We start from the raw sequence: 26,876 nt of genomic DNA, 5'->3' as shown, positions 1-26,876 counted from the left end.
TATATTTTTAGTGAATTGTCAAGACTTTTTTACAAAATAAAAGTATCCAAGGAGTGAGATGTGTATAAAAGTTGCAAGGAATATTGCAATTGCTATTGTGTATGCTGAATTTTTTACCACTAACATGTAAGATATAAATAAAATTGCAATATTTGCAAGAGCTATAATAATGCATATTTGACGAGGTGAAAATGCTCCGCTACGCAGTGCAATTTGAAAAAAATGTTTAGAATGTGGCTCTAGAATATTTTCTTTTTTTACTATTCTCATTATTAATGTAATACTTGCATCAAGTAAATAGTAAGAACATATTAAACTTGGTATTAAAATTCCAACATAATGAGACATTGAAAGAAATATATATCCAAATAAAAATCCAAATGCTATTGAACCACTATCTCCAAGAATTACTTTAGATGGATGCCAATTTAAGATTAAAAATGCCAAAAATCCAGGAATTAATCCCTTAGAAAGTAATACAATTTCATCGTTATTCATTACTGGCGTTAATGATGAGATAAATAGTGTTGCAAGTGCGAAAAATATTGTATTTGTGGCAGTCATTCCATCGATTCCATCCATGAAGTTGTATAAATTCATAAACCAAACCCAGCCTATAAAAACTATTAAATAATTCATTACATCTGGAATATCACTAAAGACTAGAGCTTTATCGCCAGCTATCATTATACCAAATCCTGCCGCTATAAATTGTATAATAAATCTTAGTGTTCTGCGAAGAGATTTAATGTCTTCTATAAAAAAAGACGACCCAAGTAATACAAAAACAGTTAAAATTTGAAACAATTGTGCGGAGTTGATGTCGGAATCTTTGGTGTAGTAAAAAAATGCCAAACTTGAGAAAAGTGCTGAGAAAATAAGAACAATTCCACCACCTCTGACCAGTTCTCCTTTGTGATTTCGCCTTGAATCTGGTTTATCAGTTATGCCAAATTTACACCCAATTTCAATATAAGAAATTAGCAAAATTATCGATAATGTAAATGAAAAAATGGTTATCCAAAAATTCATATTGACTAATAAATTATAATATTGTAATAACAAAAAAACTTTTTGCAAGTAAAAAATGATAAATTGTACTAGAATTTTAGAATTTGATGCAGGGCATAGACTTATTCGTCACGAAGGCAAGTGTAGATTTCTCCATGGTCATAGATACAAAATGGAAATTTCTTTTTGCGTTGCGGATAAATTAGATGACATTGGTAGAGTGATTGATTTTGGCGTTATAAAGCAGATTTTGGGTACTTGGATTGATGAAAATCTTGATCATACAACTATTTTACACGAAGATGATAGAAAGCTTGGTGATTTTGTTGAAAATCATACAAAGCAAAAAATTTATTACATGAAAGAAAATCCAACGGCAGAGAATATTGCAAGTCATATTTTTAATGACATTGTGCCAATTTTATTTCATAATAAAGGTATAATATGTACGAGAATAAAGCTTCATGAGACGCCAAATTGCAGTGTCTGTGTTGATTAATAAAAAGACAAAATGAATTTAATTTTTTGTACTGACAAATTTTTAGTGCTTCAATGTTTCAAAACCCCGCAACCAAAAAATACATTAGCTTTGGGGTTTTGTGATAAGTTTCTTTGCATTCTTGATGTATTATTTTTTTCCAGAATCAAGATTGTCAATAATATCTCCAATTGTAGACGATTGTTGACTTTGAGAGCCGTAGACTGCGTTGGATTCGTAATCTTTGATCGAAAGTGTAACTTTTTTATTCAAATCATTGTATGATACTATTGTAGCCTTGGTTTTATCACCAATTTGAGCATTATTAAACATATCACCTGCCTCAGATTTTTTAATAAAAGAGAAAATTGCACCGTCAAGAACTGAAACAATCAATCCATCGTGTCTTATTTCGCAAACATTACAGTCGACAGGTTTTCCTTGAACCAAAGAAGCTTTATTATTTTCTATTTTATCGTCAAAAAACTGCTTAATTCCAAGGCGAACTCTCTGAGTTTCTATGTTGCCTTCTATGTACATTGCTTTAATTTCATCACCAATTTTGTATTTTGATGGAACGTAGCCGTCAATTCCATAACAAATATCGTTTACATTAACTAGTCCATCTATTTGTTCATTTAATGATACAAATATACCGAAGTCAATTATATTTGTTATTTTTCCAACTATAACATCTCCAGATTTGTAAGATGAGATAAAACTTACCCACGGGCTGTCTGTAAGTTGCTTTATTCCAAGGCTTATTCTGTGTTTATCTATATTTATGTCAAGTATAACAGCTTCAACCTCTTGACCAAGTTTATACTCTTCTTTTAGCTTTTTTGCAGCATCATTTTTCCAGCTTAATTCTGACATATGAACAAGACCATCGATTTTTTCTTCAAGGCCTATAAATATACCATAGTTTGTGATATTAACAATTTTTCCCTTAACTTTGTTACCAATTTGATATTTGGTGCCAAAGTTATTCCAAGGATTATCCTGTAATTGCTTTATTCCAAGTGATATTTTTTCTTCTGCTCTTGAGAATTTCAGTATTTTTACCTTAAGTTTTTGACCTATTTTTAAAACTTCAGCCGGGTGTCCAATTTTTTCCCATGATATATCTGTAACATGAAGAAGTCCATCTATGTCTCCAAGATTTACAAATGCTCCGTAAGGTGTAATGTTTTTTACAACACCTTCAACAATATCTCCTTCTTGAACCTTGTCAAGAAATGCATTTCTAAATTCTTTTCTTGATAAATCTTTCACAGCTTTTCTTGATACAACAACATTTCTAAGCTTTGTATCAAGGTGTATTATCATAACCTTTTGTCTTGTTCCAAGTATAGAGTTACCTTCGAAGAAAACTTCAGAATCAACTTGGCTACCTGGTAAAAAGCATATTACTGCATCAATATCTACAACAAAGCCACTTCTTGTTTTTGCAAACACAAGTGCTTCTACAGGCTCACCAGACTTATGAGCTTCTACGATTTTATTCCAAGACTCCTCTCTAATTGCCTTTTCTCTACTGACAACAACTTTTCCGCAATGGTCTAGTGAGGAAATATAAGTTTCTATTTCGTTACCTTCAAATATTTGTGTTTTATCTTGAGATCTAAAAAACTCTTTTGTTGATATTATACCTTCTGATTTTAAACCAGAGTCAACCATAATATAGTCTTTTTCATTATTTACTTCAATAATTTTTGACTTAACAACCCTGCGTAATTTATCTATATTAGATTCAGCTAGGCTGTTATTTAGTATTGCAAAAAATTCATCATCTTGCATACTTGAGTAATCTGGAAGAAGGCGAACAGTTTCATCTTTAGAAACACTCAATTTTTGTTCTGTGCTTTTATTATCTACATTTTCTGTCATTTTTTAACTAAAAAAATCATCCAATCTAACGCTTCATAAACATAATATTATTTTAGTCAAGTTTTTTTTTAATTTTTTTCTTGTTTTTTATTTTTCATTTGAATTACATCAGATTAATTGACTTATTATTAAAGTGTTTTTCGAGAAAATTACAAAGCAATCAAAGCTTATATTTATATTAATTTTGTTTTTACTATTTATAGGGTCTCTTACATTTTATAACATTCCAAAAGAACAAAATCCAGATGTAAAAGTTCCACTTATATATACATCTGTTATAATGCGTGGTATTTCTGCCTCTGACGCTGAAAGATTAATACTTCGGCCAATTGAAAAAAAATTAAAAGGCGTTGCAAATGTTAAAAAAATTAGTTCGCGCGCGGTAAATGGATATGCTTCTGTTTCTGTTGAATTTGATGCCGGTTTTGATGTAACTGAAGCAAAAAGCCGAATTAAAGACAAAATTGACGAGGTAAGAAGTGAGCTTCCAGCGGAGATTGAAGAGCCGATTATAAAGGAAATAGATTTTAGTAAATTCCCTGTTTTATACGTTGGGATGTATGGTAATTACAGCGAGGCGCAAATGATAAAATTTGGACGCTTTTTGAAAAAAAGAATAGAGATGGTTCCAAATGTTCTTGAGGTCAGTATGGTTGGGGATAAAGATGATTTACTTGAAATTATAGCAAAACCTTATGCTTTTGAGCGTCATCATGTTTCGCCATTTGAGGTATCTGCTGCGGTTAAAGCAAATAATAAGCTGGTTTCGGGTGGTTATATGAATTTCAATCTATCGTCAAGTGTTTTAGATTCAGATTCATCCCTTCCAAAGACGAATAAAGATATTGAAGAATTGCCGATAATAGCTAGGAAAAATGATGTTGTAAAGGTTGGAGATCTGGGTGTTATTAAGCAAACTTATGTTGATAGTCCAAATGCGGCATTTATGAACGGAAAATCTGCTATAGTGCTTGAGGTTTCAAAGCGTTATGGGTCAAATATTATAGAGACAATAGAGACTGTTAAGGAAATTATAGCCAAGGAAATTGAGGGTGGAGCGATTCCATCTGATATTTCGATTGAATATTCGCGAGATTCGTCGAAGAAAATTGAAGAATCTTTGTCAGATCTTGGAAATAATGTTATATTTGCTGTTATTTTAGTTGCACTTGTTGTAATTAGTCAAATTGGTAAAAAACAAGGATTAATTGTTGCAACTTCTGTTCCAATTTCGTTTTTTATTGGCATTCTTGCTATAGATTTCCTTGGGTACACATTAAACATGGTTGTTCTTTTTGCTTTAATTTTGGCATCTGGAATGATAGTTGATGCATCTGTAATAGTTGCTGAGTATGCAGATAGACTAATGTCCAAGGGTGAAAAACACGATGTTGCATATCCAAAAGCATCAGGTAGAATGGCAGTTCCCGTTCTTTCTGCAACAGTTGGGATAATTATAGTATATTTACCATTGTTGTTTTGGCCTGGAATTATAGGGCAGTTCATGAAATTCATTCCAATTACAATTGTTGCAGTTTTAACAGCTTCTATACTTTCTGCATTGATTTTTGTTCCTGTTTTGGGCTATATGTTTGGCTCGCTTACTAAAGAAGACGAGGCAAGGCATAAAAAAGATGAGGAATTTGTTGAGAAATCTGAGCATGGCGATGTTTTGGCTCTGACTGGCTTGACTGGTAGTTATATTAATTTACTAAATAGCGTTTTAAACTTTCCAAAGAAGTTCATTTTTATTATAATAATGGCGTTTTTTGGATCTGTTTTTGTGTACAAGACTATAGGCAAGGGGGTGCAATTTTTCCCGATAGTTGATGCAAATAATATTCAAGTTGTGTTGCATTCTGGCGGCAATGTTAATATCGATCAAAAAATATCAATGATGAAGCAAATTGAAGAAAAACTTGCGCCGCTATCAAGTGAAATTAAGATTTTATACACTAAGGTTTTTGGAAATTCCGGAAATCAGGCAGGCAATTATGCCGATGATGTAGCGGGCGTTATAGATATTGAGCTTACTGACTGGAATAAGCGTAGATCGTCTGATAAAATATCTGAGGATATAATGAAAAATCTTGAAAATTACTCAGGTGGTATGCTTGAAGTTTTACAGGAAAGACCCGGCCCAAGATCTGGTGAAAAAAGCATTCAAGTTGAAATAATGTCTGAATATCAAGATAAATTAAATGGTGTTTTTGATAAAATTTATGATTTCATGGATAAAGACAAGGAAATTAAAGACCTTGGAAGCTCTCTGCCATCTGATAAATTTAAAATTGATATAGACTTTAAAAAATCTGTTGCAATGCGATATGGCGTTGATGCAAATACACTTTCTGGATTTTTACAAATGTGCACCAATGGGCTTATCATTACTCAATTTAGACCGGATTACGCAGATGACTCTGTTGACGTTGTGCTGAAATTTCCTCCAAAATATTGCACTATTGACGCATTATCTGAAATGCCACTTTATGTTGGTAAAAATATTGTAAGGCTTGGAAGTGTAGCAAATGTTTCTTTGAAAAAAGACCTTTCAATTATTAAGAAAATTGATGGTAATATATCAATTGTAATATCGTCAAATGTTCAAAGTGGAATTAATGTTCCGTCAAAAGTTGCTCAGATTGATTCTTGGATAAAAACTCAGAATTTTGACAAAGATGTTATAATTAGATTTGCAGGAGAAGAGGGCGATAAGAAGGAAACAGGTGCGTTTTTAATGAAGGCTTTTGGAACTGCTATTTTCCTAAAAATTGCTATATTAATTGGGCAATTCGGCTACATTTACTATGCTTTAATTGTGATGTCTGCGGTTATTTTGTCAATTATGGGTGTTCTTTTAGGGCTTGTTGCAACAGGGGATTCCTTTGGAATAGTAATGTGTGGGCTTGGTGTTATATCTCTTGCCGGAATTGTTGTAAGTAATAATATTATATTAATTGATACTTATCAAGTTTTCATGAAGCAAGGTCTTGATATTCGTTCGGCAATTTTAAGAACATGTGCGCAAAGACTTCGCCCGATTTTAATGACGTCTGCAACAACGATTATGGGCTTAATCCCTATGATTTTTAATTTCTCTGTTGATTTTTTTGATATGAAAATTGTATATAATTCACCAGGTGGGCAGTGGTGGGAGCAGCTTTCAACAACTATTGGTGGAGGGCTTTTAGTTGCAACGATTTTTACGCTTTTCCTAACTCCTTGTTGCTTAATTTTGCACACGCCTGAAATTCACGGCAAGGAAAAGAAAAAAAGCCTTTTGGAAAAAATCAAGAATGCAGGGTAGAGATAAAAATATTTACTTGACTTTTAAAAAGAAATATTAATTTTCTGTAATAATTGATACTTTAAACATGGCAAATATATCTGCAAATGAATTAAAAAAAGGATTTATTATAAATCACAATAACGGAATGTGGAAGGTGGTTTCTACTGAACATGTTAAGCCTGGAAAGGGTGGGGCGTTTATTCAAGCCGAGTTAAAAAATATAAAGACTAATTCAAAATTAAACGAAAGATTTCGCTCTGAAGATAAAGTTGACAGATTGATTTTAGAAACAGTTGATGCGCAATTTTCTTATATTAACGGCGATAGTGCTTTGTTTTTAAGAATGGATACATACGAAGAGCTTGAGTTAAATTTATCTGACATCGGCGATGATCATGTATTTTTAATCGACGATCTTAAGGTTAAAATAGAGTTGATTGATGATGCTTTTGTTGGAATTGTTTTACCTGAAAATATTAAATTAAAAGTTATTGAAACTGATCCTGAAATTAAAGGAGCAACTGTAACAAATGTTTCAAAACCGGCGAAGTTAAATAATGGAATCACAATACAGGTTCCATCTTTCATTAAAGAAGGTGAGCTAATTATTGTAAATATAGAAAGTAGACAGTATCGTGAAAGGGCTTAATTGCACTAATCTTTTTTCTTATTAAAAAGACTTGAATATAAAAATAATACTTCTATTGTTGTGAAGATTCTTTATTTATTTGCAAATGCTTAGAGCTTTGTATATTGAAAACATTGTGTTAATTGAAAGGGCTGAGATTAATTTTGCACCTGGAATGACTTCAATTACAGGCGATAGCGGATCTGGAAAGTCTGTTATTTTAGACAGTATAAATATTATAGTAGGGGATAGAGCAAGCCAAAATGTTATTAGAAATGGTGCAACACGCGGGGTTATTTGGGCAGAGTTTGATATATCAAAAAACAAGGATATGCTTGCGAAACTTGAAGAATTTGGCTATGATGTAAGCGGTATTTTGGTTATAAAAAAAGTTATTAATAAAGACTCAGGCAGTAAGATTTTCATAAACGACATGCCATCGAGCGTATCTTTCATACGTGATTTAACAACTGATTTAATTGAAATTCATGGGCAAATGTCTCAGCTTGATGTTTTGTCTCCTGCGTGTCATATTGGAATTTTAGATAAATATATTCAAAATCCTGAAATGTTTAAAAATATTAAGCAATTAAGCCAAAATTATAAGGAAAAGCTAGCGATTTTGCTTGAAAAGCGTGAAAATCTTGCAAAATGCGAAAAGGAGATTAATGAGCTTGAGGAACTTGAAGAGGAGCTTGCAAAATACGAAATTGGCGAAAATGAGGAAAGGGAAGTGATTTCCAAAAGAGCTGATTTTTTAAAGGCAAATAGAATTTCCGAGTCTTTACTGCATATTGTTGAAAAAATTTCAAGTTTAAATATTGCGTCGTGTCAAAATGCTTTTTCAAAATTCTCCTATCAAGATGATGAAAACCCTGATAAAGCCGAGACAATTTGCACTGAAGTTGAAAAATCTGCCGAGTTACTTGATGCTGCGTGTGAAAATATCATACAGGCAAAGGATATTTTGGAAAATTTAATTGATGATGTTAAAAAATCGTCAGATCTTGATATAAACGAGCTTGAGGAAAGAATGGATTTAATAAGATCCATTTCGCAAAAATACCGCATTCCAAGTGGGTCTTTTTATGCCTTTACTAAAGAAATTCGTGAAAAAATTGACAATACTTATAAGCTTCGTGGGGATGTAAAAAAATATGAAGATGAACTTGAAAATATTCGCAAGGAATATGAAAAATCTGCGTTAGAGTTGGATAAAATTCGCCGTAAAAGTGCGACTGAAATTGAGGAATTTGTAAACTCAATGCTTACAAATCTTGAAATGAAAGAGGCAATTTTTAAGATAGAAATTGAAAATATTTCAGACAAAATCACTGAAATTGGGTCAAATTCCGTGCGTTTTATGGCCTGCCTTAATCGTGGGTCAAAGACGCTTCCAATTGACGAAATTGCATCTGGCGGTGAGATTTCAAGGTTAATTTTAGCCCTAAAAGCAGCCATTGCAACGAAGTTTAACAGCGGCGGCGTTGTGATTTTTGACGAAATTGAAGCAGGTCTCAGCTCAAATATATCAATTAAAGTTGCAAGCGAGCTTTACAAGATGTCAAAATTTCTACAGATAATTGCAATAACACACAGCCCATATATTGCAGGAATTGCAGATAATCAACTACAGGTTGCAAAATCAAGCCTAGAGAATTCAACCATTACCTCTATTTTATCACTTGACGATAGCATGCGTCTTGGCGAAATTTCCCGCATGATATCTGCAAATCCAGACAAAGCCGCACAAGATTTGGCAACTAAGATTTTAAAAAGAGGTGTTTTTAGTCATTAAAGTTGACAAAATATAGCACTTTGAAAATTTGATAAAGTAAAAATTTTTGTACAATTTCCCGCATGATATCAGCAAATCCAGACAAAGCCGCACAAGATTTGGCAACTAAGATTTTAAAAAGAGGTGTATTTCAAATGTAACCTCTTGGACTTTTATTTATTTACAAAAATCAATAATTTCACCAGCATTTATCGTGATATTTTCATCACTTCCAAGGCGGCGCATTGTTATCTGCGAAAGTTCCTTTTCTTTTTTCCCAATTATGCCAATAAAAGGTATTTTTGCAAGGCTGTGAGCGCGAATTTTCGCATTTAGCGTTGCGGCGTTATTGTCAAAAATAACACGCACCCCTTTTGACTTTAAATCTGCTACAATCTCGCTTGCATAATCGTCTAAATCGTTAGTTATTGTGCATATTGCGATTTGACTTGGGGCAAGCCAGAATGGGAATTTTCCTGCATAATTTTCGGTTAAAATGCCAATAAATCTCTCAAGTGAGCCTAAAATTGCACGATGCAGCATTACAGGTGTTTCTTTTTCCCCGTCTTTATTGATAAATTTTGCGCCAAGGCGATCTGTCATGTTAAAATCAAGCTGCAGGGTTCCGCACTGCCAACGCCTTCCAATCGCATCTTTTAACTGAAATTCAAGCTTTGGGCCATAAAATGCACCTTCTCCAGGGAGGATTTCGTATTCATATCCGCAGTTTTTAATCGCATTTGAAAGCATGCTTTCGGCCTTATCCCAAGTTTCATCGCTTCCAACGCGCATTTCGGGTCTTGTTGAAAGCTTTATTGCAACATCGTTGAACTCAAATTTTGCGTAAATTTCAAAAAGCAATTTGCAAAATGCCATGGTTTCGCTTTCAATTTGGTCAATTGTGCAAAATATATGCGCGTCGTCTTGGGTGAAATTTCGCACACGCATTATGCCGTGAAGTGAGCCGGATGACTCGTTTCTATGGCATGAGCCAAATTCCGCCATGCGAAGAGGTAAATCACGATAACTTTTGAGACCCTGATTAAAAATTTGTATATGGCAAGGGCAATTCATGGGCTTTATTGCGAAGGTTTTTTCCTCAGTTTCGCAAACAAACATATTTTCGTGGAATTTTTCCCAGTGACCTGACTTTTCCCATAAAATTTTATCCACCATTTGAGGGGTTTTTACTTCTTGGTAGCCATTTTCCAGCATTTTTTCGCGTACGAAATTTTCGATAATTTTATATATTGTCCAGCCGTTATGATGCCAAAAAACACACCCAGCCGCTTCTTCTTGAACATGAAAAAGATCAAGCTCTAAGCCGATTTTTCTGTGATCTCGCCTTTCTGCTTCCTCGATCATCTTTAAATAATCGTCAAGCGCCGCTTTAGAGTGCCAAGCTGTGCCGTAAATCCGCTGTAGCATTTGGTTTTTGCTGTCTCCACGCCAGTAAGCGCCTGAAACTTTTTGCAGCTTGAAAAATTTTGTCATACCGGTAGACGGTGCGTGTGGGCCGCGGCAAAGGTCTGTAAAATCCCCGTGTTTGTATACGGAAACGACTTCTTTGTCTAGCTTTTCTTTTATTTCTTGGGTTATGTTTTGTTTATTATAGTAGATTTCATCAACATGCTTGTCATAAAATTTGAGACGAATTAATTGAGAAGCTATTTCACGAGCAGTATATGTATTTAGAACTAAATCTTCCGAAAGTTCCATAATTGTTAGTTTGCCTTTTTCATAATAATATTGTAAAAATCCTTTTATTTCATTATTAATTTCAATTGACATCGAAGCAATGTTAGTTATATCTAATGAATTACCCCATTCTGCAGAGTCCTTTTCGTTAAGCTTAATTTTTTCAGTATTAAACAAATCCGCAATAATTTCAGCCTTGTAATTCTCGCCAATTGACTTAAAATATGCGATTGCATCAAGACTTTTCCATTCCTCACGGGTGATTGGATAGTTTTTTTGCGATATTTCCTGCATTTTTGCCTCGATTTTCGCTAAATCATCAGTAGAAAACGAAAAGCCTGATGCTATATCGTAGTAAAATCCATTTTCAATATTTGGTCCGATTGTAATTTGCACCTTATTTCCATAGATTTCTTTTACCGCTTGGGCAAGTAAATGCGCGGCGTCGTGTCTTAGGATGTCAAGACAGTCTTCGTCGCCTAAGTCGTTTGTGATGAATTTTATAGTGGAATCAACTATTATTTTAGTGCTAATATCAACTAAATTACCATTAATTCGCATGGCAGTTGTGCGTTTTGCAAGACTAATTGAAATATTTTTTGCAATTTCAAGCCCTGTAATTCCGCTCTCAAATTCGCCAATTTTGCCGTCTGGAAAGGTGATTTTTATCATAAAGCAGAAATATTTGAAAATATTTTGGATAGTATTTTTTTATATTACAAGATTTTTTTTCTTGTTTTTTATATCGAAATATAAGACATATTTAGTGATTATTTTTTTTTATCTATGGCTATAGTTGAATTATTTCAAAAAGTCAATTCTGAAGATCTGTACAATAATATTGGGAAAAATATTTTAGTCTTTAGAAAAGAAAAGCAGTTGACACAATTGCAAATTGCACAGAAGTTAAATGTTACAGCACAGCAAGTTCAAAAGTATGAAAATGGAAACGGTCAGATGTATGTTCATACATTGATTGATATTTCAAAAATTCTTGGAACATCGGTTAAAAAAATGCTTGATAAGGGTAACTTGGTGAGTAATGTAAATAAAATTAATGTAAATGTTGGCTTTTCTAGTAATAGTATTATTGAAATATTTAAAAAAATAGATGCTCCAGAGCTGTATGTTAATATAGGTAAAAATATTTTATTTTTCCGTAAGAAAATTAATTTAACCCAATTGCAGATTGCAAAAAAGTTAAATGTCACGCCGCAACAGGTACAAAAGTATGAAAACGGTAAAGGCTCTATGTATGTTCATACGCTAATAGATATTGCGGGGATTTTATCTATTAGTATAGATCAATTACTTGACAAAGATGCAAGTGTTGCAACTGGAAGTATTAAATTATCTCAGAAATCTGGCATGCGTGATTCAGGAAAAACTCCCGATGAAATGCTAAATATTGATAAGACAAAGAAATAAATTGATATTTATTTCTTTGATATTAGAATTGTAAAAATGGCATGGAAAAATGTTGCATAAAAAGATTCTACTTTGTATATTAGATGGGTTTGCATTTGGCAATAGAGACTGCCCAAATAATGCTGTTGCAAAGGCGAAAATGCCAAATTTTGAGCATATTTTAAGCAAATATCCACACACAATGCTTGATGCGTCAGGGCAGGCCGTGGGTCTTGACGACGGGCAAATGGGAAATTCTGAAGTGGGTCATAGTACAATTGGCACTGGAACGATTAATATGCAAGATCTGCCAATGATAAATAATGCGATTAAATCTGGATATTTTTTCAACAATGAAGCCTGTAAAAAATTGCTTGATGCAAAAAAAGCAGTGCACATTGTTGGTCTTTATTCAGATGGCGGGGTGCATGGGCACAGGCAGCACATTAAATATATTGCAAAAACCATTGCAGACAAGGGAATTTTGGTGAATTTGCATATTATAACAGATGGAAGAGATGTAAAGCCAGGTCAATTTTTAACGCAAGACTGGATAGATCTTGAAGATTTTGTGAAATCTAGCAAAAATATTAAACTTGCAAGCGTGTCTGGAAGATATTACGCCATGGATAGAGACAACAAGTGGGATAGAGTAAAACTTGCGACAGATGCTATGATTTTCGCAGATTCACTTGAGTTTAAAGACCTTAAAACCATTGTTGAATTTTACAAAAATAATAGCATAAGCGATGAGTTTATAAAGCCATGTTTTATCTCTGGTTATAGCGGAATTGAGACGGACGATATTGTGTTTTTTGCAAATTTCAGAGCTGATAGAATGCGTCAAATTTCATCAGTTTTCACATCACAAAAAGATATTTATCAAAATATTCCAAGAATAGAAAATATTGCAATGACAAGATATTTTGCAGATTTGGATGCAAGTATTGTATTTGAAAAAAGCGAAAAACTCAATTCCCTTGGGCATATTTACGCAAATTTAGGACTTAATCAACTTCGTATCGCGGAAACCGAAAAATATGCACACGTAACATACTTTTTCAGCGGTGGCAGTGATGAAATTTTAGCTGGTGAAGATAGAATTTTAATACCTTCTCCAAATGTCGCAACGTATGATTTAAAGCCTGAAATGTCAGCTTTTGAGCTAAAAGATCGCTTAATTTTGGAAATGAAAAGCAAAAAATACGACTTAATAGTTTGCAATATTGCAAATGGAGACATGGTAGGTCATAGTGGAAATTTTACAGCATCCATCAGGGCTGCAGAGGTTATAGACGAGGTTGCAGGTACAATTTTACAATCCGCAGTTGATAATAATTATATAATGGTAATTACGGCAGATCACGGAAATATCGAGGAAATGATAGACTGCGACGGACATTTGCATACACAGCACACTTTAAATCCGGTGCCTTTTATTGTCTGTATCGATGATAAAAATATAGCGTTTAAGCCAAATTTAGGTCTTGCAAATATCGCAAATACCATTTTAAAACTTGCAAATATAGAAGAAAATTCTGACATGTCGTTAAACTGCTTTCAATAATAAAGATTTTCATGGCTAAAGTTATTATTTAAAAAAAGTACTTGACTTTTGTAAAACATATTATTTAGCTAGTTTTAAATTAGGTTTAATATTTTAAGTTTTAAAATGACTTCATCATCTGAAAAAAAACAAAAATTTAACAAGTCAGCATCTAGCGTTTTGCCGTTTTTCACAATAGAGGATTTAATAGCAAATTCTGTGCATTTTGGACATAAAACTTCTACTTGGAATCACAAGATGAAGCCCTATATTTTTGGCGAGAGAAATGGAATTCATATTATAGATGTTAGAAAAACCCATTCTCAATTGGTTACTGCTTTATACAGTATTTATAACGCTGTTAAGTCTGGAAAATCTGTTTTGTTCGTGTCAACAAGACAAGGTGTGCGTGATATCGTTCGTGATTATGCAATTAAATGTGGTCAACCTTATGTTACACACAGATGGCTTGGTGGAATGCTTACAAATTGGAGAACTATAGTTATATCAATAAAGAAAATTAAAAAATATGAGAAAATTTTATCAGAAGTTGATGATAAAGGAAGACACTCTGTTTATTCAAAAAAAGAGCTTGGTGTTATATCTAAATCGTTGGATAAGTTAAAAGTTTATTTTGACGGACTTCGTACAGTTACATCTAGACCTGATATTGTTGTTGTTTTTGATACAAATAAAGATTCAATTGCTATTGCGGAAGCTGATTCTTTGTGCATTTCCTCAATTGGTATAGCTGATACAAATTCTTCTATAGAAAGATTAGAGCATGTTATACCTTGTAATGACGATTCTAGAAAAGCTATTAAATTTATAGCAGGTCTTTTTTGTGATACAATTTTAAGAGCTATAAAGGATTATGTTTCATCTTATAACATAGATATAAACAATGATCAAAAGAGTTCAACTAAAAATCTAATAAATTTGAACCAAAAGTCTTCAAAGAAAAAGGATACTAACAATGAAAAAAACACTGAAACAAATGCATCTTTTTCTACAGAAACTAGACAAATTGTTGAAAATGTTGCTGAATCTGATTCAGAAGAAGCAGTATTGCCAACCACATCTATATAGATTTGTGGTGTTTGTTGTTTAAATTTATATATACGGTAAGTCCTAGACACAGTAATAATGCAACTTGTTAATTCTTTCTCTTGTGCTTGCACAATTATTCATAAAAATCTTGGTTTTAAGATAAGATATTGCAAAATCTGTATTCATAATTTATCGTTTATTTCACGCCTCTTAATTTTGCATTGCATATTGTACTTGCGGCTTCAATTATTTTTTCAGAAATCTTGTCAAGTTCTGCTGATGCTAGCTGCTTTTCTTGTGCAATCTTGATAGATATCGATATAGACATTTCGTCTTTCCACGCTTCATTTTTGTAAATATCTGTCAAAATTACATCATTTATGATTGGGTTTTTTTCAATTTCTGATATTAAATTGCCAATTTTGACATCATTTTTCACAATAAAGCTAAAATCCCTATATAAATACTGCAATTCGCACTCGTTATTGTTTTTTTCATTCGGCTTTTCAAGGCTAAATAAGTAGTCAAGATCAAAAATTTCCGCAAATGAAATTGTGTCGCAAATATCGTATTTTGCAAGGAAAATGGGAGAAAATTCACCAAAAACAGCTATATTTCTGCCATTTTTAGATAAATAAAAGCTTTTGTAAGGATGTGCAAAGTTTGCCTCGCATGGAGTAAGCTTTATGTCGTCTTTTGCAATCTCGATTCCGTGTTTTATTATGTGTTCAAGATGGGTTTTTGCTATTAACCATGATGATTTTTCTTGCGTTAGACTGTAGTCTTTTTCGCCAAATGTGCCGCGTGATAAAAATGCAAGATTTGTCTTATTTTCAAAGGTTTTTGTGTCTAAAAATACACTGCCGACTTCAAAAATAGCGACATTTTCGTTGATGTTGTAGCGTAAAAATGCCGATAAACGCTCAAAAAGTCCGGAAAGTAGAGATTGCCTCATACATGAATTGTTTGAAGAAATTGGATTGTGTAGTTTTATCACTTTTTCTGTGCTGTATCTTATATTTTCCACGATTTCGTCATTTTGAAAAGTAAAGGTTGTAAGCTCGTCGTAGCCAAAAGATGCAGCTTGGCGTTTAATTTTTAGCATTTTTTCATGTTTCGTGTTCTTTTTTGAGGTAATATGATATGAAATTGGCTGTTGCACTATATGCGAAAATCCGTGAATTCTTGCGATGTCTTCTACTATGTTTTTTGCACAAAGTATATCGCCTCTAAAAGATGGAACGGCTAATTTGCATATTTTATCGTCACTTTTTTCAATTTTGTATCCAAGAGATAGCAGAATTTCATCTTGCGTAGTTTTGTGAAGGTTTATGCCGATAATCTTTGTAAAAAGTGAATACTCGTAGTCAATTTTGATTATTTTTTCAAAATCTTGACCAAAAATTGATTTTTCGATGATTTTTGCATCATTTTGTTCATTTTTTATGGTATTTATAGCAAAATCTATAGCAAAATCTGTCATTTTATAGTCAATTCCACGTTCAAATCTAAATCTTGCATCTGTTTGCAGCATTAATCTTTGACCGGTTTTTGCAATTTGCTCTTTATCAAAAAAAGCGGCTTCCAGTATGACATTTTTTGTATTTTCATCAACACATGACGACTTAGATCCAATGATTCCTGCTATACAAATGATTTTTTCCTCATCGCATATTATAATATCGCCTTTTTTAATTTTTCTAACTTCGTCTTTTAAATCGATAAAATCTTCGTCTTTATCGGCATTTTTGACACATATCGCACCTTTAATTTTATCAGCGTCGTATGCGTGCATTGGCTGGCCGTATGTCATCATGATGTAATTTGTTAAATCAACTGCAAAATTTCGTGGTTTTATGCCAAAACTTTCAAGGCAGGATGTCAGCCATAACGGGCTTTTTTGGTTTATATTGTCAATTTTAACAAGACCGAATTTTGCACAATCTTTGCTTAAAATATTTGACATTTTATCGTTAATTTTGATGTCATGTAAAGCGTTTTTAGCTTCGATTAATTTGCCAAGTTTTGCAGCCGATAAATCTCTTGCAACGCCAAATACCGACGCACAATCTCCACGATTTGGGGTGAGGGATATTTCAATTACAGGGTCGCAAAGTCCAGCTTGCATGGCGTATTTTTCGCCAACTTTAAAATCACCTGAGAGCTCAATTATTCCATTTGCATCAGTTCCAAGAAGCAATTCCGAGGCAGAGCACATCATTCCACAGCTTTCAACTTCGCGTATTTTTGCTTTTTTTATAGCAAAATTATCACGTGGAATTAGTGTGCCAATTTGCGCAAGAACAACTTTCATGTCAGCTTTTACATTTGGTGCGCCGCAGACAATTTGCAATATTTCTGTGCCGTTATCAACCTTGCATACATTTAATTTATCGGCATTTGGATGTTTTTCAAAGCTGATGATTTTTGCAACGATAAAGTCATCAAGATCGGATCTTTTGTGTATTTCTTCAACCTCAAGCCCTATAGATGTTAATTTTTCAGATATTTCATCTAAAGTTGCATTCGTGTCTAGAAATTTTTTTAAAATTGATAAAGGTATACGCATATTTTAACTAAAAAGGCTTAAAAATGACCATTGCAACTATAATAAAGAGCAATATTGTTGGAATTTCGTTAATAAAGCGATAAAATTTATGAGATTTTGTATTTTTTCCATTTAAAAAGATTATCCGAATTTTCATTAAGTAAATATGGAAAACGGCGATTAGTACTGCTGCAAAGCCCTTTACAGTAAGCCAGTGATTACCAATTTGTCCACCATATTTCATTCTTGCAAGGGCAATTCCAGTTAGAAAAGTTAAAATTCCTGCAGGATTCATTATGATTTTCAGTAATTTTGCCTCCATAATCTGGAAAATTTTATCAGACTCTGAGCCGTTTTTAACTCCGGCGTGATAAACAAATAATCTTGGCATGTAGAAAATGGCAGCCATCCAGCAAATAAACGCTATAATATGCCAAAATAATACAAAATTAAACACAAAATAAAATCATGTAAAATAATTCTTGAAAATAAAAAAATAAAATGCAATAATTTATGTGTATAAATAATTTATATGGAGAAGAAAATAAAAGTCAATTTTGATAAAGATGATGAAGTAGATGCAGATGGCATAAAACTTGATTTTGATAAAGACAGTCCTATTAAGGTTGTAAAAAGCGATAATAGCAAGTCAGAATTTGAGGAAATTGTACGCAATAATACGGTTGACTTGGTGATAGGTAATAAGGATAATAATATAAAATACAATGCTGAGGATTGGGAAAAATTTAATGATGAATTTTCAAAAGAAATAGCAAAGCCAGAAGGCAGTCCTGAGGAAATTGATCAAAAAACAAATGCAAAAGTTGCAGAGGATAAAAAAGAAGTGCAATCTATAAATAATTCAAAAAGTCAAGATGAAAATGCTATTAATCAAGCGGTTAGAAATATTCAGCAACAGACTATACAGAAAAGCGAACGCAGTGCCGATTCTAGCCATCAAGAAGAAATGAATAGAATAAATAATGCACAGTATAGAGAGTCTCATGATAATATTTTTGCAGTTGGACAAAGAGATTACAATGAATCTGTGTTGCGTACAAATCAAAGATTTCGAAGTAAAAGCGTTGATCATTCGTCTTTAAAGCTATCTGAGGTTGGCACAAGTGAAGATGCTATACGCGGACAAGGTGATCTGGAAAAGGGAGATCTTGAGGATAGGATAAAAGATTGGAATAAAGATGTTGCGCATGATAATAAAATTAAGAAGCGGATGTCTGATGTGTCAAGTGATGTAAAAAAAGCTGTAGAAAATGGATATTTATCTTCAAAGGATATTAATGAGTTTGTTAAAAATCGTAAAAATATTCTTGAGCTAATTTCTTTATATCACAAAGAGAAAATGCTTGATGAAAAAAAGGGAATGCTTGCTGGGGTAGAAAAATTCTTTTCCAGAAAGACAAATTTCGACTTACTTGATAAAGGAAATGGATTTGTTTCTGAGTCTTATAGAAAAATTAGAATTGCAATGTCTAAAATGCCAAATGTTAATATGTCAAAAGCTCAGCTAGATGAAGCATATGAGGGATTGAAAAAAGATGCTGGCAAGAATGGAGTCTCGCTAGATGATTATATTAAAAAGGAGACAGATTTAGCCGATAAATGTATGAATAAAATTAGCAAAAATGATGGCAATACGATGTATGCAGCAAAAATTGTCGAAGATGCTTACGGCGATAAATTTACAAAATTTGTTAAATCTGTGGAAAATAATCGTACTCTTGGAAGAGACGTGGATGTAAATAAAGATCAAAGCAAGAAAATTGTTCTTAATATCGATAAACAAAATAATTTACCACAGCCCTCACAACCTAAGCAGGAAGTTGACAGTAAGGTAAAACAGGATGCTAAAAAGATATGGCAAGATAGAATAAAAAATCCGTCACAGCCTCAAGAGCCTCAGTCAAGACCAAAAAGTAACAGCGTTTCGTTATAGTTGCTTTGTGAAAAACATAGTGTAAAAAAACCTTGCATTTTAATTTATTATCTTTAGTTTCTAGAAAAGATGTATAAGTATATGGCAAAAGAAGACAAAAAACCAAAAGAAGAAAAGCTAACCAAAGAGGATGCTGCAAAAGCTAGATCTTTAAGTGATGCCATAGCGCAAATTGAAAAAATGTACGGAAAAGGCTCAATAATGACGCTTGGAAAATGCGAACACATGGAGGTCGAGGTTGTTCCAACGGGACTTTTAACACTTGACGCCGCACTTGGTGCTGGCGGTCTTCCAAAAGGTCGTGTAATTGAAATATATGGACATGAAAGCTCAGGAAAAACAACTCTTGCACTAACGGTTATTGCATCTTGCCAAAAGCTTGGCGGAACTGCTGCTTTCATTGACGCGGAGCATGCACTTGACCCAAAATACGCAAAACAACTTGGCGTAGACATAGATTCCATGCTTTTATCTCAGCCTGATAACGGCGAGCAGGCTCTTGAAATTGCTGATACTTTAACAAGATCTGGCGCTGTGGATATTATCGTTATTGACTCGGTTGCGGCACTTGTTCCAAAGGCGGAAATTGACGGCGATATGGACTCTGCATCGATAGGATTGCAGGCAAGACTTATGTCAAAAGCTCTGCGTAAATTAACAGGTTCGATTTCAAAAACTAACTGTATAGTTGTATTTATCAACCAAATTCGTGCGAAAATTTCGACTGGATATTCTCAAGGTCCATCTGAGACGACAACTGGTGGTAACGCATTAAAATTTTACGCATCTGTTCGTGTTGAAGTGAAAAAAATCAAGACTCTATATAGCAAAGAGGAGGCTGTTGGGTCGATTACTCAATTTAAAATTGTGAAAAACAAGGTAGCCCCTCCATTTAAAAAAGTTGAGCTTGAAATTATGTATGGTCAGGGTATTAGCCGTGAAGGTGAAATACTTGATTTGGCCGAAAAAATGGATATTTTCCAACGCTCTGGAGCATATTATTACTATAATAATGAAAAACTTGCACAAGGAAAGGAAAAACTTCGTGAAATGCTTAAAACAGACAAAAAACTTGCAGATGAACTAGAGGCAAAAATCCGCGCAAAATTTGGAACAGTTGACATAACTGAGGAAGCTGAGGTTTCATCGGAAGATATTGCAGATAGCAAAGCAAACCCTGAAGATGATGATATGCTATAATTAATAAAGTTTTGAATTAACAACTAATTGATTTATTGTTTTGTATGTGGATAATTCGTAATTTTTTTATTGTATTTTTGTGCATACTAAATATTATTTTAATTTCAATGCTGATTTTTGCGTTTTTCGATCCGTTTTGGATACGCATCGAAACTGAAAATTACTTTATACAGACTGATAGTTTTGCTTTAATAGCATTTTTTGAAATTTTAGCATTTTTGAAGTTGTTAATTTATGCTTGGGGTAGATCAATTTCAATATTTTCCTCTATTGTAAATTTCATAACGCATTATTTAAAATTTTTCTTTGCAAAAAAAAATAAGAAAAATGTTAATTAGTACAGCCAAAATTTAATTTAATCAATTTGATTAATGTTTGTCTTGTATTTATTTTTTGATAGTATTTAGGTGGCTATTGTTTTGTTTTACCACTCTTGAAATTTTTATTTTCTGTAACTTTTGTGTTTTTTTCGTCAAATTCGGCTTTTCTGCGGGCGATATTTTTTTTCATATTATCGCGAACAATTTTTTGGATTTTTTCCTTTGGCGGCTTTGAAGACATGCTTTTTAAAACAATTTTTCAATAATTAACTCAAGTTTTAAGCTACGAGAGCCTTTAAACAAGACTATATCACCGTCTAAAAGTGCGTCTCTAACTGGTCTTTTGGCAACTTCTGATGTTTCAAAAATCCCTGCTTGCATTTCTTTTGGAAGCTTGTTGTATAGATGCTTCATCTCCTTTCCAACGGCAAAAACCTTTGTTATTCTCGGATGTTGCAAGATGTGATCTGCGGTTTCTTCGTGATATTTTTGCGAAAATTCACCAAGTTCTAGCATATCGCCCAAAACGCAAACAATTCGCGAGTCTGGATTTTGATCGGAAAGTGCCATTAAAATTTGAATACCAGACTTCATAGATTCAGGGCTTGCGTTGTATGAGTCATTAATTATGGTTATTTTTTTACCGGCAGATGAAATTGTTTCGATGTTACCTCTTCCTTGAACGCCTTTGAATTTTGCGACATGTTTTTTAACCTCTTCAAGATCAAGACGCAAAAGTTTTGCAAGAGCGAACATGAAAATTGTGTTATATGAAATGTGATATGATATAGTTGCAACCGAGCATTTTGTCTCTTCAACTCCAGTTGATGTTTTGCAAATGAGTTTAAAGGTTGATTTGTTAAATTCAACACGATAATCATCGATGTATATTGGGGATTTTTCTTTAAGACCAAGACCTACGATTGTTTTCACGCCACATTTTTTTGCAGCAGCGACTAAAAACGGGAAATGTTCATTGTCTTGGTTTAAAATTGCAATTCCTTCTGGTTTCATACCTTCGAAAATCTCAGCTTTTGCCTCGGCAATTTGCTGTACGCTTTCAAAATTTCCAACATGCGCCGGTGCAACGGTTGTAATTATTGCAATATCTGGCTTTGCAATTTGGGTAAGTAGCCTTATTTCACCAACATGGTTCATTCCTATTTCAAGGACAATTATGTTACTCATTGGATCTGCGTTTAAAAGGCTAAGAGGCATTCCAATGTGGTTATTTTTATTTCCAGCAGAAGTGCTTACGCTAAAAAAGTTCGACAAAACCTCACCTATCATTTCTTTTGTTGTGGTTTTACCTATACTTCCCGTGACGCAAATGACTTTTGCGGTGATTTTAGAGCGAACAAGAATGGCAAGTTTATGCATAGCACTAAGCACATCGTCCACAAGTAAGACGCAAACTGGGGAGTATGATATTTTTTGCTCAAGTTCTTCTGGAATTCTGTCTGTTATTATACAGGTTGCGCCGTTTCGCATTGCATGTTGAATGAAATTTGCGCCATCGCTAAATTCTCCCTTAAAAGCAAAAAAAATCGCGCCACTTACTGCATTTCTGCTGTCTATACAGGCACTATTAGTTGCAAAAGTACGAAGCTGTCCAAAAACATCTTTTGGTTTAACTGTATTAATGATTTCTTCAGATTTTAAAAGCATAAAGCTAGTTAAATAATTTTCTTTATTTTTACGCAGTGTAAATCAAAAAAAATGAAAGTCAATTAAAAAAACTTGATTTTAAAAAAATTCATGTTTTGTATTTTCTAGTTGTGTTATTTTTATGAAGTCAAAAACTAATGTATTTTTATCTGATTTAAGAGCTGGGCTTACTGTATTTTTAGTTGCCGTTCCACTTTGTTTGGGTATTGCGCTTGCATGTAAAGTTCCGATTGAAGCTGGGCTTTTTTCTGGAATTTCGGGCGGTATTGTAACAGGGCTAGTTAGTGGCTCACAAACAAGTGTTTCAGGACCATCTGCTGGATTTGTTGCCGTCGTTCTTGATGCAATAAGCCATTTACATAGCTATAATTTATTTTTATGCTCTGTTATTTGGGCAGGGATTTTCCAAATTATTTTTGGATTTTTAAGACTTGGGCGTTTTGGAAATTACATCCCATCAAGCGTTATTAATGGGCTTTTAGTTGCAATTGGGCTTATATTGATACTAAAGCAAATACCGCATTTATTTGGCTATGAAGCAACGCCAACGGGGGATTTTGACTTCCTTCAAGGTGATGATAGTAATACATTTACTGAGATTTTTAAAGCGATTCAACATATGGACATGGGGGCTTTGATAATTGGGCTTACATCTTTAGTTACTATATGGTTTATGAATAGATATGGCAAGAGATTGACAAAATATGTTCCTGCGTCTCTTTTTGCTGTATTTGTCGGGATTTTACTTGCATGGCATTTTCAAACGCACACAAAAGGCACAAGGCTTGAGATGAGTAATGCGCAACTTGTGAATATTCCAAGTGGAAGTCTTAGTAAAATCTTTCATTTTCCAGCATTTTCTGGCTTTGCAAAGCTTGATGTAATAAAATTTGGCTTAACCCTTGCAATTGTTATATCACTTGAGGCATTACTGAGTGTTTCCGCAGGTGATAAGCTTGATAGACAAAAGCGTCATACGCCTGTAAATAGAGAGCTTATTGCACAGGGCTGTGGTAATATGGCAAGTGGATTACTTGGTGGAATTCCGCTTACATCTGTTGTTGTAAGAACTGCGATTAATGTTGATAGTGGCGGAAAAACGAAGTTTGCAACTATATCGCACGGAATTTTCCTAATGCTTTCCGTGCTTTGCATACCAAGATATATGAATATGATACCGCTTTCATCACTTGCTGCTGTTTTGATATATTCAGGCTGGAGGCTTGTTGTAAATACCAATTTAAAACGCATTTTTAAAAATGGAAAACAATACTATATTCCATTTGTTGCAACAACCTTGTTTATAATGTTTACAAATGTTTTAATTGGCGTTTGCGCTGGAATGGCACTTGGTTTTGTCTTTGTTTTAAAGGCAAATTATGTTAAATCGTTTAGCTTTAAGAAATATAAATATCACGCTGGCGAGGTTTTAAAAATTCACCTTCCACAAGAGATTTCCTTTTTAAATAAACCATCTCTTGTTCACATGCTTGACTCAATCCCAAAAAAATCATCTGTTATAATTGATGCAAGTCATACGGATTATATCGATCAAGATGCGCTCGATGCTATTAAAGAATTTAAAAAAGTGAGGGCAAAATTGCATCACATTAAGGTAAGTACAATTGGTTTTCACAGGACATATGATATAGAAAACCGAATGCACATTACATCTTCTGTTACAAAAGAGGTTCAAAAAAATATAACACCGCAGGAGGTTTTGGTCTTGCTTAAAGAGGGTAATAAAAGATTTGCTACAAATAATAGAATTGGGCACGATTTTAAAGCTCAAATGACAGAGACTGCGCAGGCACAAAACCCACTTGTTGTAATTCTTAGTTGTATGGATTCAAGGGCAATACCTGAGACAATTTTTGACCTTGGAATAGGCGAGGCGTTAATTGTCAGAGTTGCCGGAAATGTGACAAATCAAGATATTACCGGAAGCCTTGAATTTGGCTGTAAAGTGCTTGGTGCAAAGCTTGTTTTGGTGCTTGGGCATACAGAATGCGGGGCGGTTAAGGCTGCGTGCGATAATGGGTCTCTTGAAAACGCAACTCCGCTTATTCAAAGAATTCAAAGATCTGTCCATAAATGCAACCATGTTCACGATGATGCAAAGCTTGTAAATGAAGCAATTAAGATGAATGTTGTTGACACGGCGGCTGAGATTCTTGAAATGAGCAATACGCTTACCGAAATGGTGAAAAATGAAGAGATTAAAATCTGCGGCGGCGTTTATAACATTAAAACTGGATATGTTGAATTTTTGAAGTAAATTAATTTTTTGTTGACAAAAAAGAAATTACAATTTAGAAGTTAACGCTATTTTGCAATTTATGAATAAATATAGATTTGTATGCCTTGATACTGAAACAACTGGCCTTAGACCTGTTGATGGTTCAAGGATTATAGAAATTGGAATGGTTGAAATAAATTCCGGCATAGTAACTGGTAGATGTTATCAAAGTTATTTAAATTGTAAAGAAAAACTTAGCGATATTGTTAAAAATGTTACCAAAATCACAGATGAAATGCTTGTTGGGAAACCAGATTTTAAAGATATTGTAGACGATGTTTATAAATTTTTAAATACAGACTCAAATGGAAACGAAAGCAAGGCTATACTTGTTATACATAATGCAAAATTTGACCTATCATTTCTTAATTTTCAGTTACAAGAAATTAACAGAGAAAATTTAAAACACTATCAAGTAATTGATACAATGGAAATGGTTAGAAATCATATGCCAGGTTCAAAATTAAGTCTTGATGTACTTTGTGAAAAATATGGAGTAGACTTAAGTCAAAGACAAAGTGGCGGGCATGGAGCTTTGCTTGATAGTAAATTACTTGCTGAGGTTTTTATAAAACTTGTAAAAGATGGCGCTAATTTTGAAGACTTGTTAAATGATCAGAAAAGGGAAATAATTATAAAAAAACGTGAAAATAGCTTGCAAAGTAGGTCATTTCATTTAAACAATGAAGATTTAGAAAGGCATGCTTTGTTGTTAGAAAAAATTAAAACAAATGTATATTGGTAGTTTATTATGATAATTCTTCGTAAAAAGAAAAATGGCGACATATATGCTGTGAATAAATATAAAATCATAGGAATTATATCCTTTTGTACAATAATTCCTATTTTATTTTTGACAATTGTAAAAAATCTAAATCAAATGGATTTTTATATTTTGTTTTCAACTTTAGTTATACCGGTATTTATATTTTCAATATTTCAATTTTTCCTACCAAAGCCAATACAAATAAAGCACCAATAGCTCAACTGGATAGAGTATTGCCCTCCGAAGGCAAAGGTTTGGGGTTCAAATCCCCATTGGTGCACCATTTTAATATTAAAAATCAACATTGAGCTTTTTTATAAAGAATGAGAAATTTTTGTATCAAATAATCTTGACGATTGGTGTTAATTGTTTTGTGTTAATGTCAAATCCCCGATATTCCAAGTTTTTTCATTAAGGCAAGATCTGATAACTCCTCAGGATTTTCAGTAGTAAGAAGCTTTTCGCCAAAAAATATTGAATTTGCTCCAGCAAAAAAGCACAAAGCTTGCATTTGTTCATTCATTTTTGTTCTTCCGGCAGACAAGCGAACATAAGATTTTGGCATCATTATTCTTGCAACGGCAATAGTTTTGATAAAATCAAAGCCATCAATATCCTTCTCGTTTTGAAGTGGAGTTCCGTCAACTTTTACAAGCTGATTAATTGGAACAGATTCTGGATGTTTTTCAAAATTTGCAAGAGTAATAAGCATTTTTGCTCTATCTTCAATGTCTTCTCCCATTCCAACTATACCGCCGCAACAGACATTTAAGCCGCTATTTCTAACTTTTTCGATGGTATCAATTCTGTCTTCAAATTTACGAGTTGTTATTATTTTATCGTAAAATTCTTCGGATGTATCGATATTGTGGTTATAAAAATCAAGACCAGCCTCCTTCATTTTTTCAGCTTGCCCGTCTTTTAGCATTCCAAGGGTCATACATGTTTCAAGGCCAAGAGATTTTACGCGACGAATAATTTCGCAAATATATTCAAGATCTCTGTCATGTAAATTTCTCCAAGCTGCGCCCATGCAAAATCGACTTGCGCCCGCGTCTTTTGCAGATTTTGCCTCGTTTACAATCTCATCAACATTCATTAATTGCTGTTTTTCAAGATTTGTATTATGATGTGCGGACTGCGGGCAGTATGAGCAATTTTCAGGACACCCACCAGTTTTTATCGAAAGCAATGTTGAAATTTGTATAGTATTTGGATTAAAATTTTCCCTATGGATACTATGGCTTTTAAAGATTAAGTCATTAAACGGCATTTGGAAAAAATCCAAAACCTCGCTTACTTTCCAGTCATTGCGCAAGACTGTTGTCATAATCTTATTAAAAAATA

Annotated in this window: 19 protein-coding genes and 1 tRNA gene; 12 read left to right on the top strand and 8 right to left on the bottom strand. The window is 33.4% G+C overall.

What is annotated here, in order from left to right:
* Positions 1-18 precede the first annotated feature (18 nt).
* Positions 19-1,032, bottom strand: a complete 1,014-nt coding sequence (locus tag deia_RS02960) for an MraY family glycosyltransferase (RefSeq protein WP_146820677.1) — start codon at positions 1,030-1,032, stop codon at positions 19-21.
* 55 nt (positions 1,033-1,087) lie between these two features.
* Here deia_RS02960 and deia_RS02955 point away from each other — a divergent pair, with 55 nt between their 5' ends.
* Complete coding sequence (locus deia_RS02955) at positions 1,088-1,510, top strand: 6-pyruvoyl trahydropterin synthase family protein (protein WP_146820676.1); 423 nt, start codon at positions 1,088-1,090, stop codon at positions 1,508-1,510.
* A 129-nt stretch (positions 1,511-1,639) separates the two neighbouring features.
* Here the strand turns inward: deia_RS02955 and deia_RS02950 are convergent, their stop codons facing one another.
* The gene (locus tag deia_RS02950; protein WP_146820675.1) at positions 1,640-3,379 is read right to left on the bottom strand and encodes a S1 RNA-binding domain-containing protein; all 1,740 of its coding nucleotides are present in this window, start codon (positions 3,377-3,379) and stop codon (positions 1,640-1,642) included.
* A 133-nt stretch (positions 3,380-3,512) separates the two neighbouring features.
* On the opposite strand from deia_RS02950, the gene deia_RS02945 reads away from it, so the two are divergent.
* From deia_RS02945 to deia_RS02935, 3 genes are all read left to right on the top strand, one after another.
* A complete protein-coding gene (locus deia_RS02945; RefSeq protein ID WP_161982827.1) occupies positions 3,513-6,686 on the top strand; it encodes an efflux RND transporter permease subunit in 3,174 nt (1,057 codons plus the stop codon).
* A 67-nt stretch (positions 6,687-6,753) separates the two neighbouring features.
* Entirely contained in the window at positions 6,754-7,317 is a 564-nt protein-coding gene (efp, locus tag deia_RS02940; RefSeq protein ID WP_146820673.1) for an elongation factor P, read from the top strand.
* A gap of 85 nt (positions 7,318-7,402) precedes the next feature.
* Positions 7,403-9,094 (top strand): AAA family ATPase, encoded by a 1,692-nt coding sequence (locus tag deia_RS02935; protein ID WP_146820672.1) that lies wholly within the window; start codon positions 7,403-7,405, stop codon positions 9,092-9,094.
* Between the two features lie 156 nt (positions 9,095-9,250).
* Here deia_RS02935 and thrS read toward each other — a convergent pair whose 3' ends face one another.
* Positions 9,251-11,443: a threonine--tRNA ligase gene (gene thrS, locus deia_RS02930; protein ID WP_146820671.1), complete on the bottom strand. Its 2,193-nt coding sequence runs from the start codon at positions 11,441-11,443 to the stop codon at positions 9,251-9,253.
* A 114-nt stretch (positions 11,444-11,557) separates the two neighbouring features.
* Between thrS and deia_RS02925 the strand changes: the two genes are divergently transcribed.
* The 3 genes from deia_RS02925 (at position 11,558) to rpsB (ending at position 14,813) form a co-directional block, all read left to right on the top strand.
* A complete protein-coding gene (locus tag deia_RS02925; protein ID WP_146820670.1) occupies positions 11,558-12,199 on the top strand; it encodes a helix-turn-helix domain-containing protein in 642 nt (213 codons plus the stop codon).
* Between the two features lie 49 nt (positions 12,200-12,248).
* Complete coding sequence (gene gpmI / locus deia_RS02920) at positions 12,249-13,745, top strand: 2,3-bisphosphoglycerate-independent phosphoglycerate mutase (RefSeq protein WP_146820669.1); 1,497 nt, start codon at positions 12,249-12,251, stop codon at positions 13,743-13,745.
* 105 nt (positions 13,746-13,850) lie between these two features.
* A complete protein-coding gene (rpsB, locus tag deia_RS02915) occupies positions 13,851-14,813 on the top strand; it encodes a 30S ribosomal protein S2 (protein WP_146820668.1) in 963 nt (320 codons plus the stop codon).
* Positions 14,814-14,970: 157 nt separating this feature from the next.
* Here rpsB and pheT read toward each other — a convergent pair whose 3' ends face one another.
* Both pheT and hemJ read right to left on the bottom strand, forming a co-directional pair.
* Complete coding sequence (gene pheT, locus deia_RS02910; RefSeq protein WP_146820667.1) at positions 14,971-17,343, bottom strand: phenylalanine--tRNA ligase subunit beta; 2,373 nt, start codon at positions 17,341-17,343, stop codon at positions 14,971-14,973.
* Positions 17,344-17,350: 7 nt separating this feature from the next.
* Positions 17,351-17,779, bottom strand: coding sequence for a protoporphyrinogen oxidase HemJ (gene hemJ / locus deia_RS02905; RefSeq protein ID WP_146820666.1), 429 nt, complete (start codon positions 17,777-17,779; stop codon positions 17,351-17,353).
* A gap of 75 nt (positions 17,780-17,854) precedes the next feature.
* Between hemJ and deia_RS02900 the strand changes: the two genes are divergently transcribed.
* Together deia_RS02900 and recA are read left to right on the top strand one after the other, a co-directional pair.
* Complete coding sequence (locus tag deia_RS02900) at positions 17,855-19,276, top strand: hypothetical protein (RefSeq protein WP_146820665.1); 1,422 nt, start codon at positions 17,855-17,857, stop codon at positions 19,274-19,276.
* A gap of 81 nt (positions 19,277-19,357) precedes the next feature.
* Positions 19,358-20,476, top strand: coding sequence for a recombinase RecA (gene recA / locus deia_RS02895; RefSeq protein WP_146820664.1), 1,119 nt, complete (start codon positions 19,358-19,360; stop codon positions 20,474-20,476).
* A gap of 411 nt (positions 20,477-20,887) precedes the next feature.
* Here the strand turns inward: recA and deia_RS05780 are convergent, their stop codons facing one another.
* Positions 20,888-21,037, bottom strand: coding sequence for a hypothetical protein (locus tag deia_RS05780; RefSeq protein WP_153259911.1), 150 nt, complete (start codon positions 21,035-21,037; stop codon positions 20,888-20,890).
* Positions 21,038-21,042: 5 nt separating this feature from the next.
* Positions 21,043-22,464 (bottom strand): UDP-N-acetylmuramoyl-tripeptide--D-alanyl-D-alanine ligase, encoded by a 1,422-nt coding sequence (locus deia_RS02890; protein ID WP_146820663.1) that lies wholly within the window; start codon positions 22,462-22,464, stop codon positions 21,043-21,045.
* 121 nt (positions 22,465-22,585) lie between these two features.
* Between deia_RS02890 and deia_RS02885 the strand changes: the two genes are divergently transcribed.
* The 3 genes from deia_RS02885 to deia_RS02875 all read left to right on the top strand — a co-directional run bounded on the left by deia_RS02885 (position 22,586) and on the right by deia_RS02875 (position 25,812).
* Positions 22,586-24,742 (top strand): bifunctional SulP family inorganic anion transporter/carbonic anhydrase, encoded by a 2,157-nt coding sequence (locus deia_RS02885; RefSeq protein ID WP_146820662.1) that lies wholly within the window; start codon positions 22,586-22,588, stop codon positions 24,740-24,742.
* Positions 24,743-24,803: 61 nt separating this feature from the next.
* Complete coding sequence (locus deia_RS02880; RefSeq protein WP_146820661.1) at positions 24,804-25,508, top strand: exonuclease domain-containing protein; 705 nt, start codon at positions 24,804-24,806, stop codon at positions 25,506-25,508.
* Between the two features lie 227 nt (positions 25,509-25,735).
* Positions 25,736-25,812: transfer RNA gene (locus tag deia_RS02875), tRNA-Arg, on the top strand.
* 99 nt (positions 25,813-25,911) lie between these two features.
* Here the strand turns inward: deia_RS02875 and bioB are convergent.
* Positions 25,912-26,859, bottom strand: a complete 948-nt coding sequence (bioB, locus tag deia_RS02870; protein ID WP_187694795.1) for a biotin synthase BioB — start codon at positions 26,857-26,859, stop codon at positions 25,912-25,914.
* Positions 26,860-26,876: the final 17 nt, after the last annotated feature.

The sequence above is a fragment of the Candidatus Deianiraea vastatrix genome (genome assembly GCF_007993655.1).
In the GTDB taxonomy this organism is placed as follows: Bacteria; Pseudomonadota; Alphaproteobacteria; order Rickettsiales; family Deianiraeaceae; genus Deianiraea; species Deianiraea vastatrix.
The sequence above is the reverse complement of the archived record's forward strand: the minus strand, read 5'-3'. Positions and strand labels throughout refer to the sequence as shown.

Bases quoted from the DNA above. Each gene is read 5' to 3' on its own strand.
- deia_RS05780 (WP_153259911.1), bottom strand. From the start codon at position 21,037: ATGTCTTCAAAGCCGCCAAAGGAAAAAATCCAAAAAATTGTTCGCGAT.
- deia_RS02955 (WP_146820676.1), top strand. From the start codon at position 1,088: ATGATAAATTGTACTAGAATTTTAGAATTTGATGCAGGGCATAGACTT.
- deia_RS02890 (WP_146820663.1), bottom strand. From the start codon at position 22,464: ATGCTTTTAAAATCTGAAGAAATCATTAATACAGTTAAACCAAAAGAT.
- bioB (WP_187694795.1), bottom strand. From the start codon at position 26,859: ATGACAACAGTCTTGCGCAATGACTGGAAAGTAAGCGAGGTTTTGGAT.
- rpsB (WP_146820668.1), top strand. From the start codon at position 13,851: ATGACTTCATCATCTGAAAAAAAACAAAAATTTAACAAGTCAGCATCT.
- recA (WP_146820664.1), top strand. From the start codon at position 19,358: ATGGCAAAAGAAGACAAAAAACCAAAAGAAGAAAAGCTAACCAAAGAG.
- deia_RS02900 (WP_146820665.1), top strand. From the start codon at position 17,855: ATGGAGAAGAAAATAAAAGTCAATTTTGATAAAGATGATGAAGTAGAT.
- thrS (WP_146820671.1), bottom strand. From the start codon at position 11,443: ATGATAAAAATCACCTTTCCAGACGGCAAAATTGGCGAATTTGAGAGC.
- deia_RS02960 (WP_146820677.1), bottom strand. From the start codon at position 1,032: ATGAATTTTTGGATAACCATTTTTTCATTTACATTATCGATAATTTTG.
- gpmI (WP_146820669.1), top strand. From the start codon at position 12,249: ATGTTGCATAAAAAGATTCTACTTTGTATATTAGATGGGTTTGCATTT.
- deia_RS02885 (WP_146820662.1), top strand. From the start codon at position 22,586: ATGAAGTCAAAAACTAATGTATTTTTATCTGATTTAAGAGCTGGGCTT.
- deia_RS02880 (WP_146820661.1), top strand. From the start codon at position 24,804: ATGAATAAATATAGATTTGTATGCCTTGATACTGAAACAACTGGCCTT.
- pheT (WP_146820667.1), bottom strand. From the start codon at position 17,343: ATGCGTATACCTTTATCAATTTTAAAAAAATTTCTAGACACGAATGCA.
- deia_RS02925 (WP_146820670.1), top strand. From the start codon at position 11,558: ATGGCTATAGTTGAATTATTTCAAAAAGTCAATTCTGAAGATCTGTAC.
- efp (WP_146820673.1), top strand. From the start codon at position 6,754: ATGGCAAATATATCTGCAAATGAATTAAAAAAAGGATTTATTATAAAT.
- deia_RS02950 (WP_146820675.1), bottom strand. From the start codon at position 3,379: ATGACAGAAAATGTAGATAATAAAAGCACAGAACAAAAATTGAGTGTT.
- deia_RS02935 (WP_146820672.1), top strand. From the start codon at position 7,403: ATGCTTAGAGCTTTGTATATTGAAAACATTGTGTTAATTGAAAGGGCT.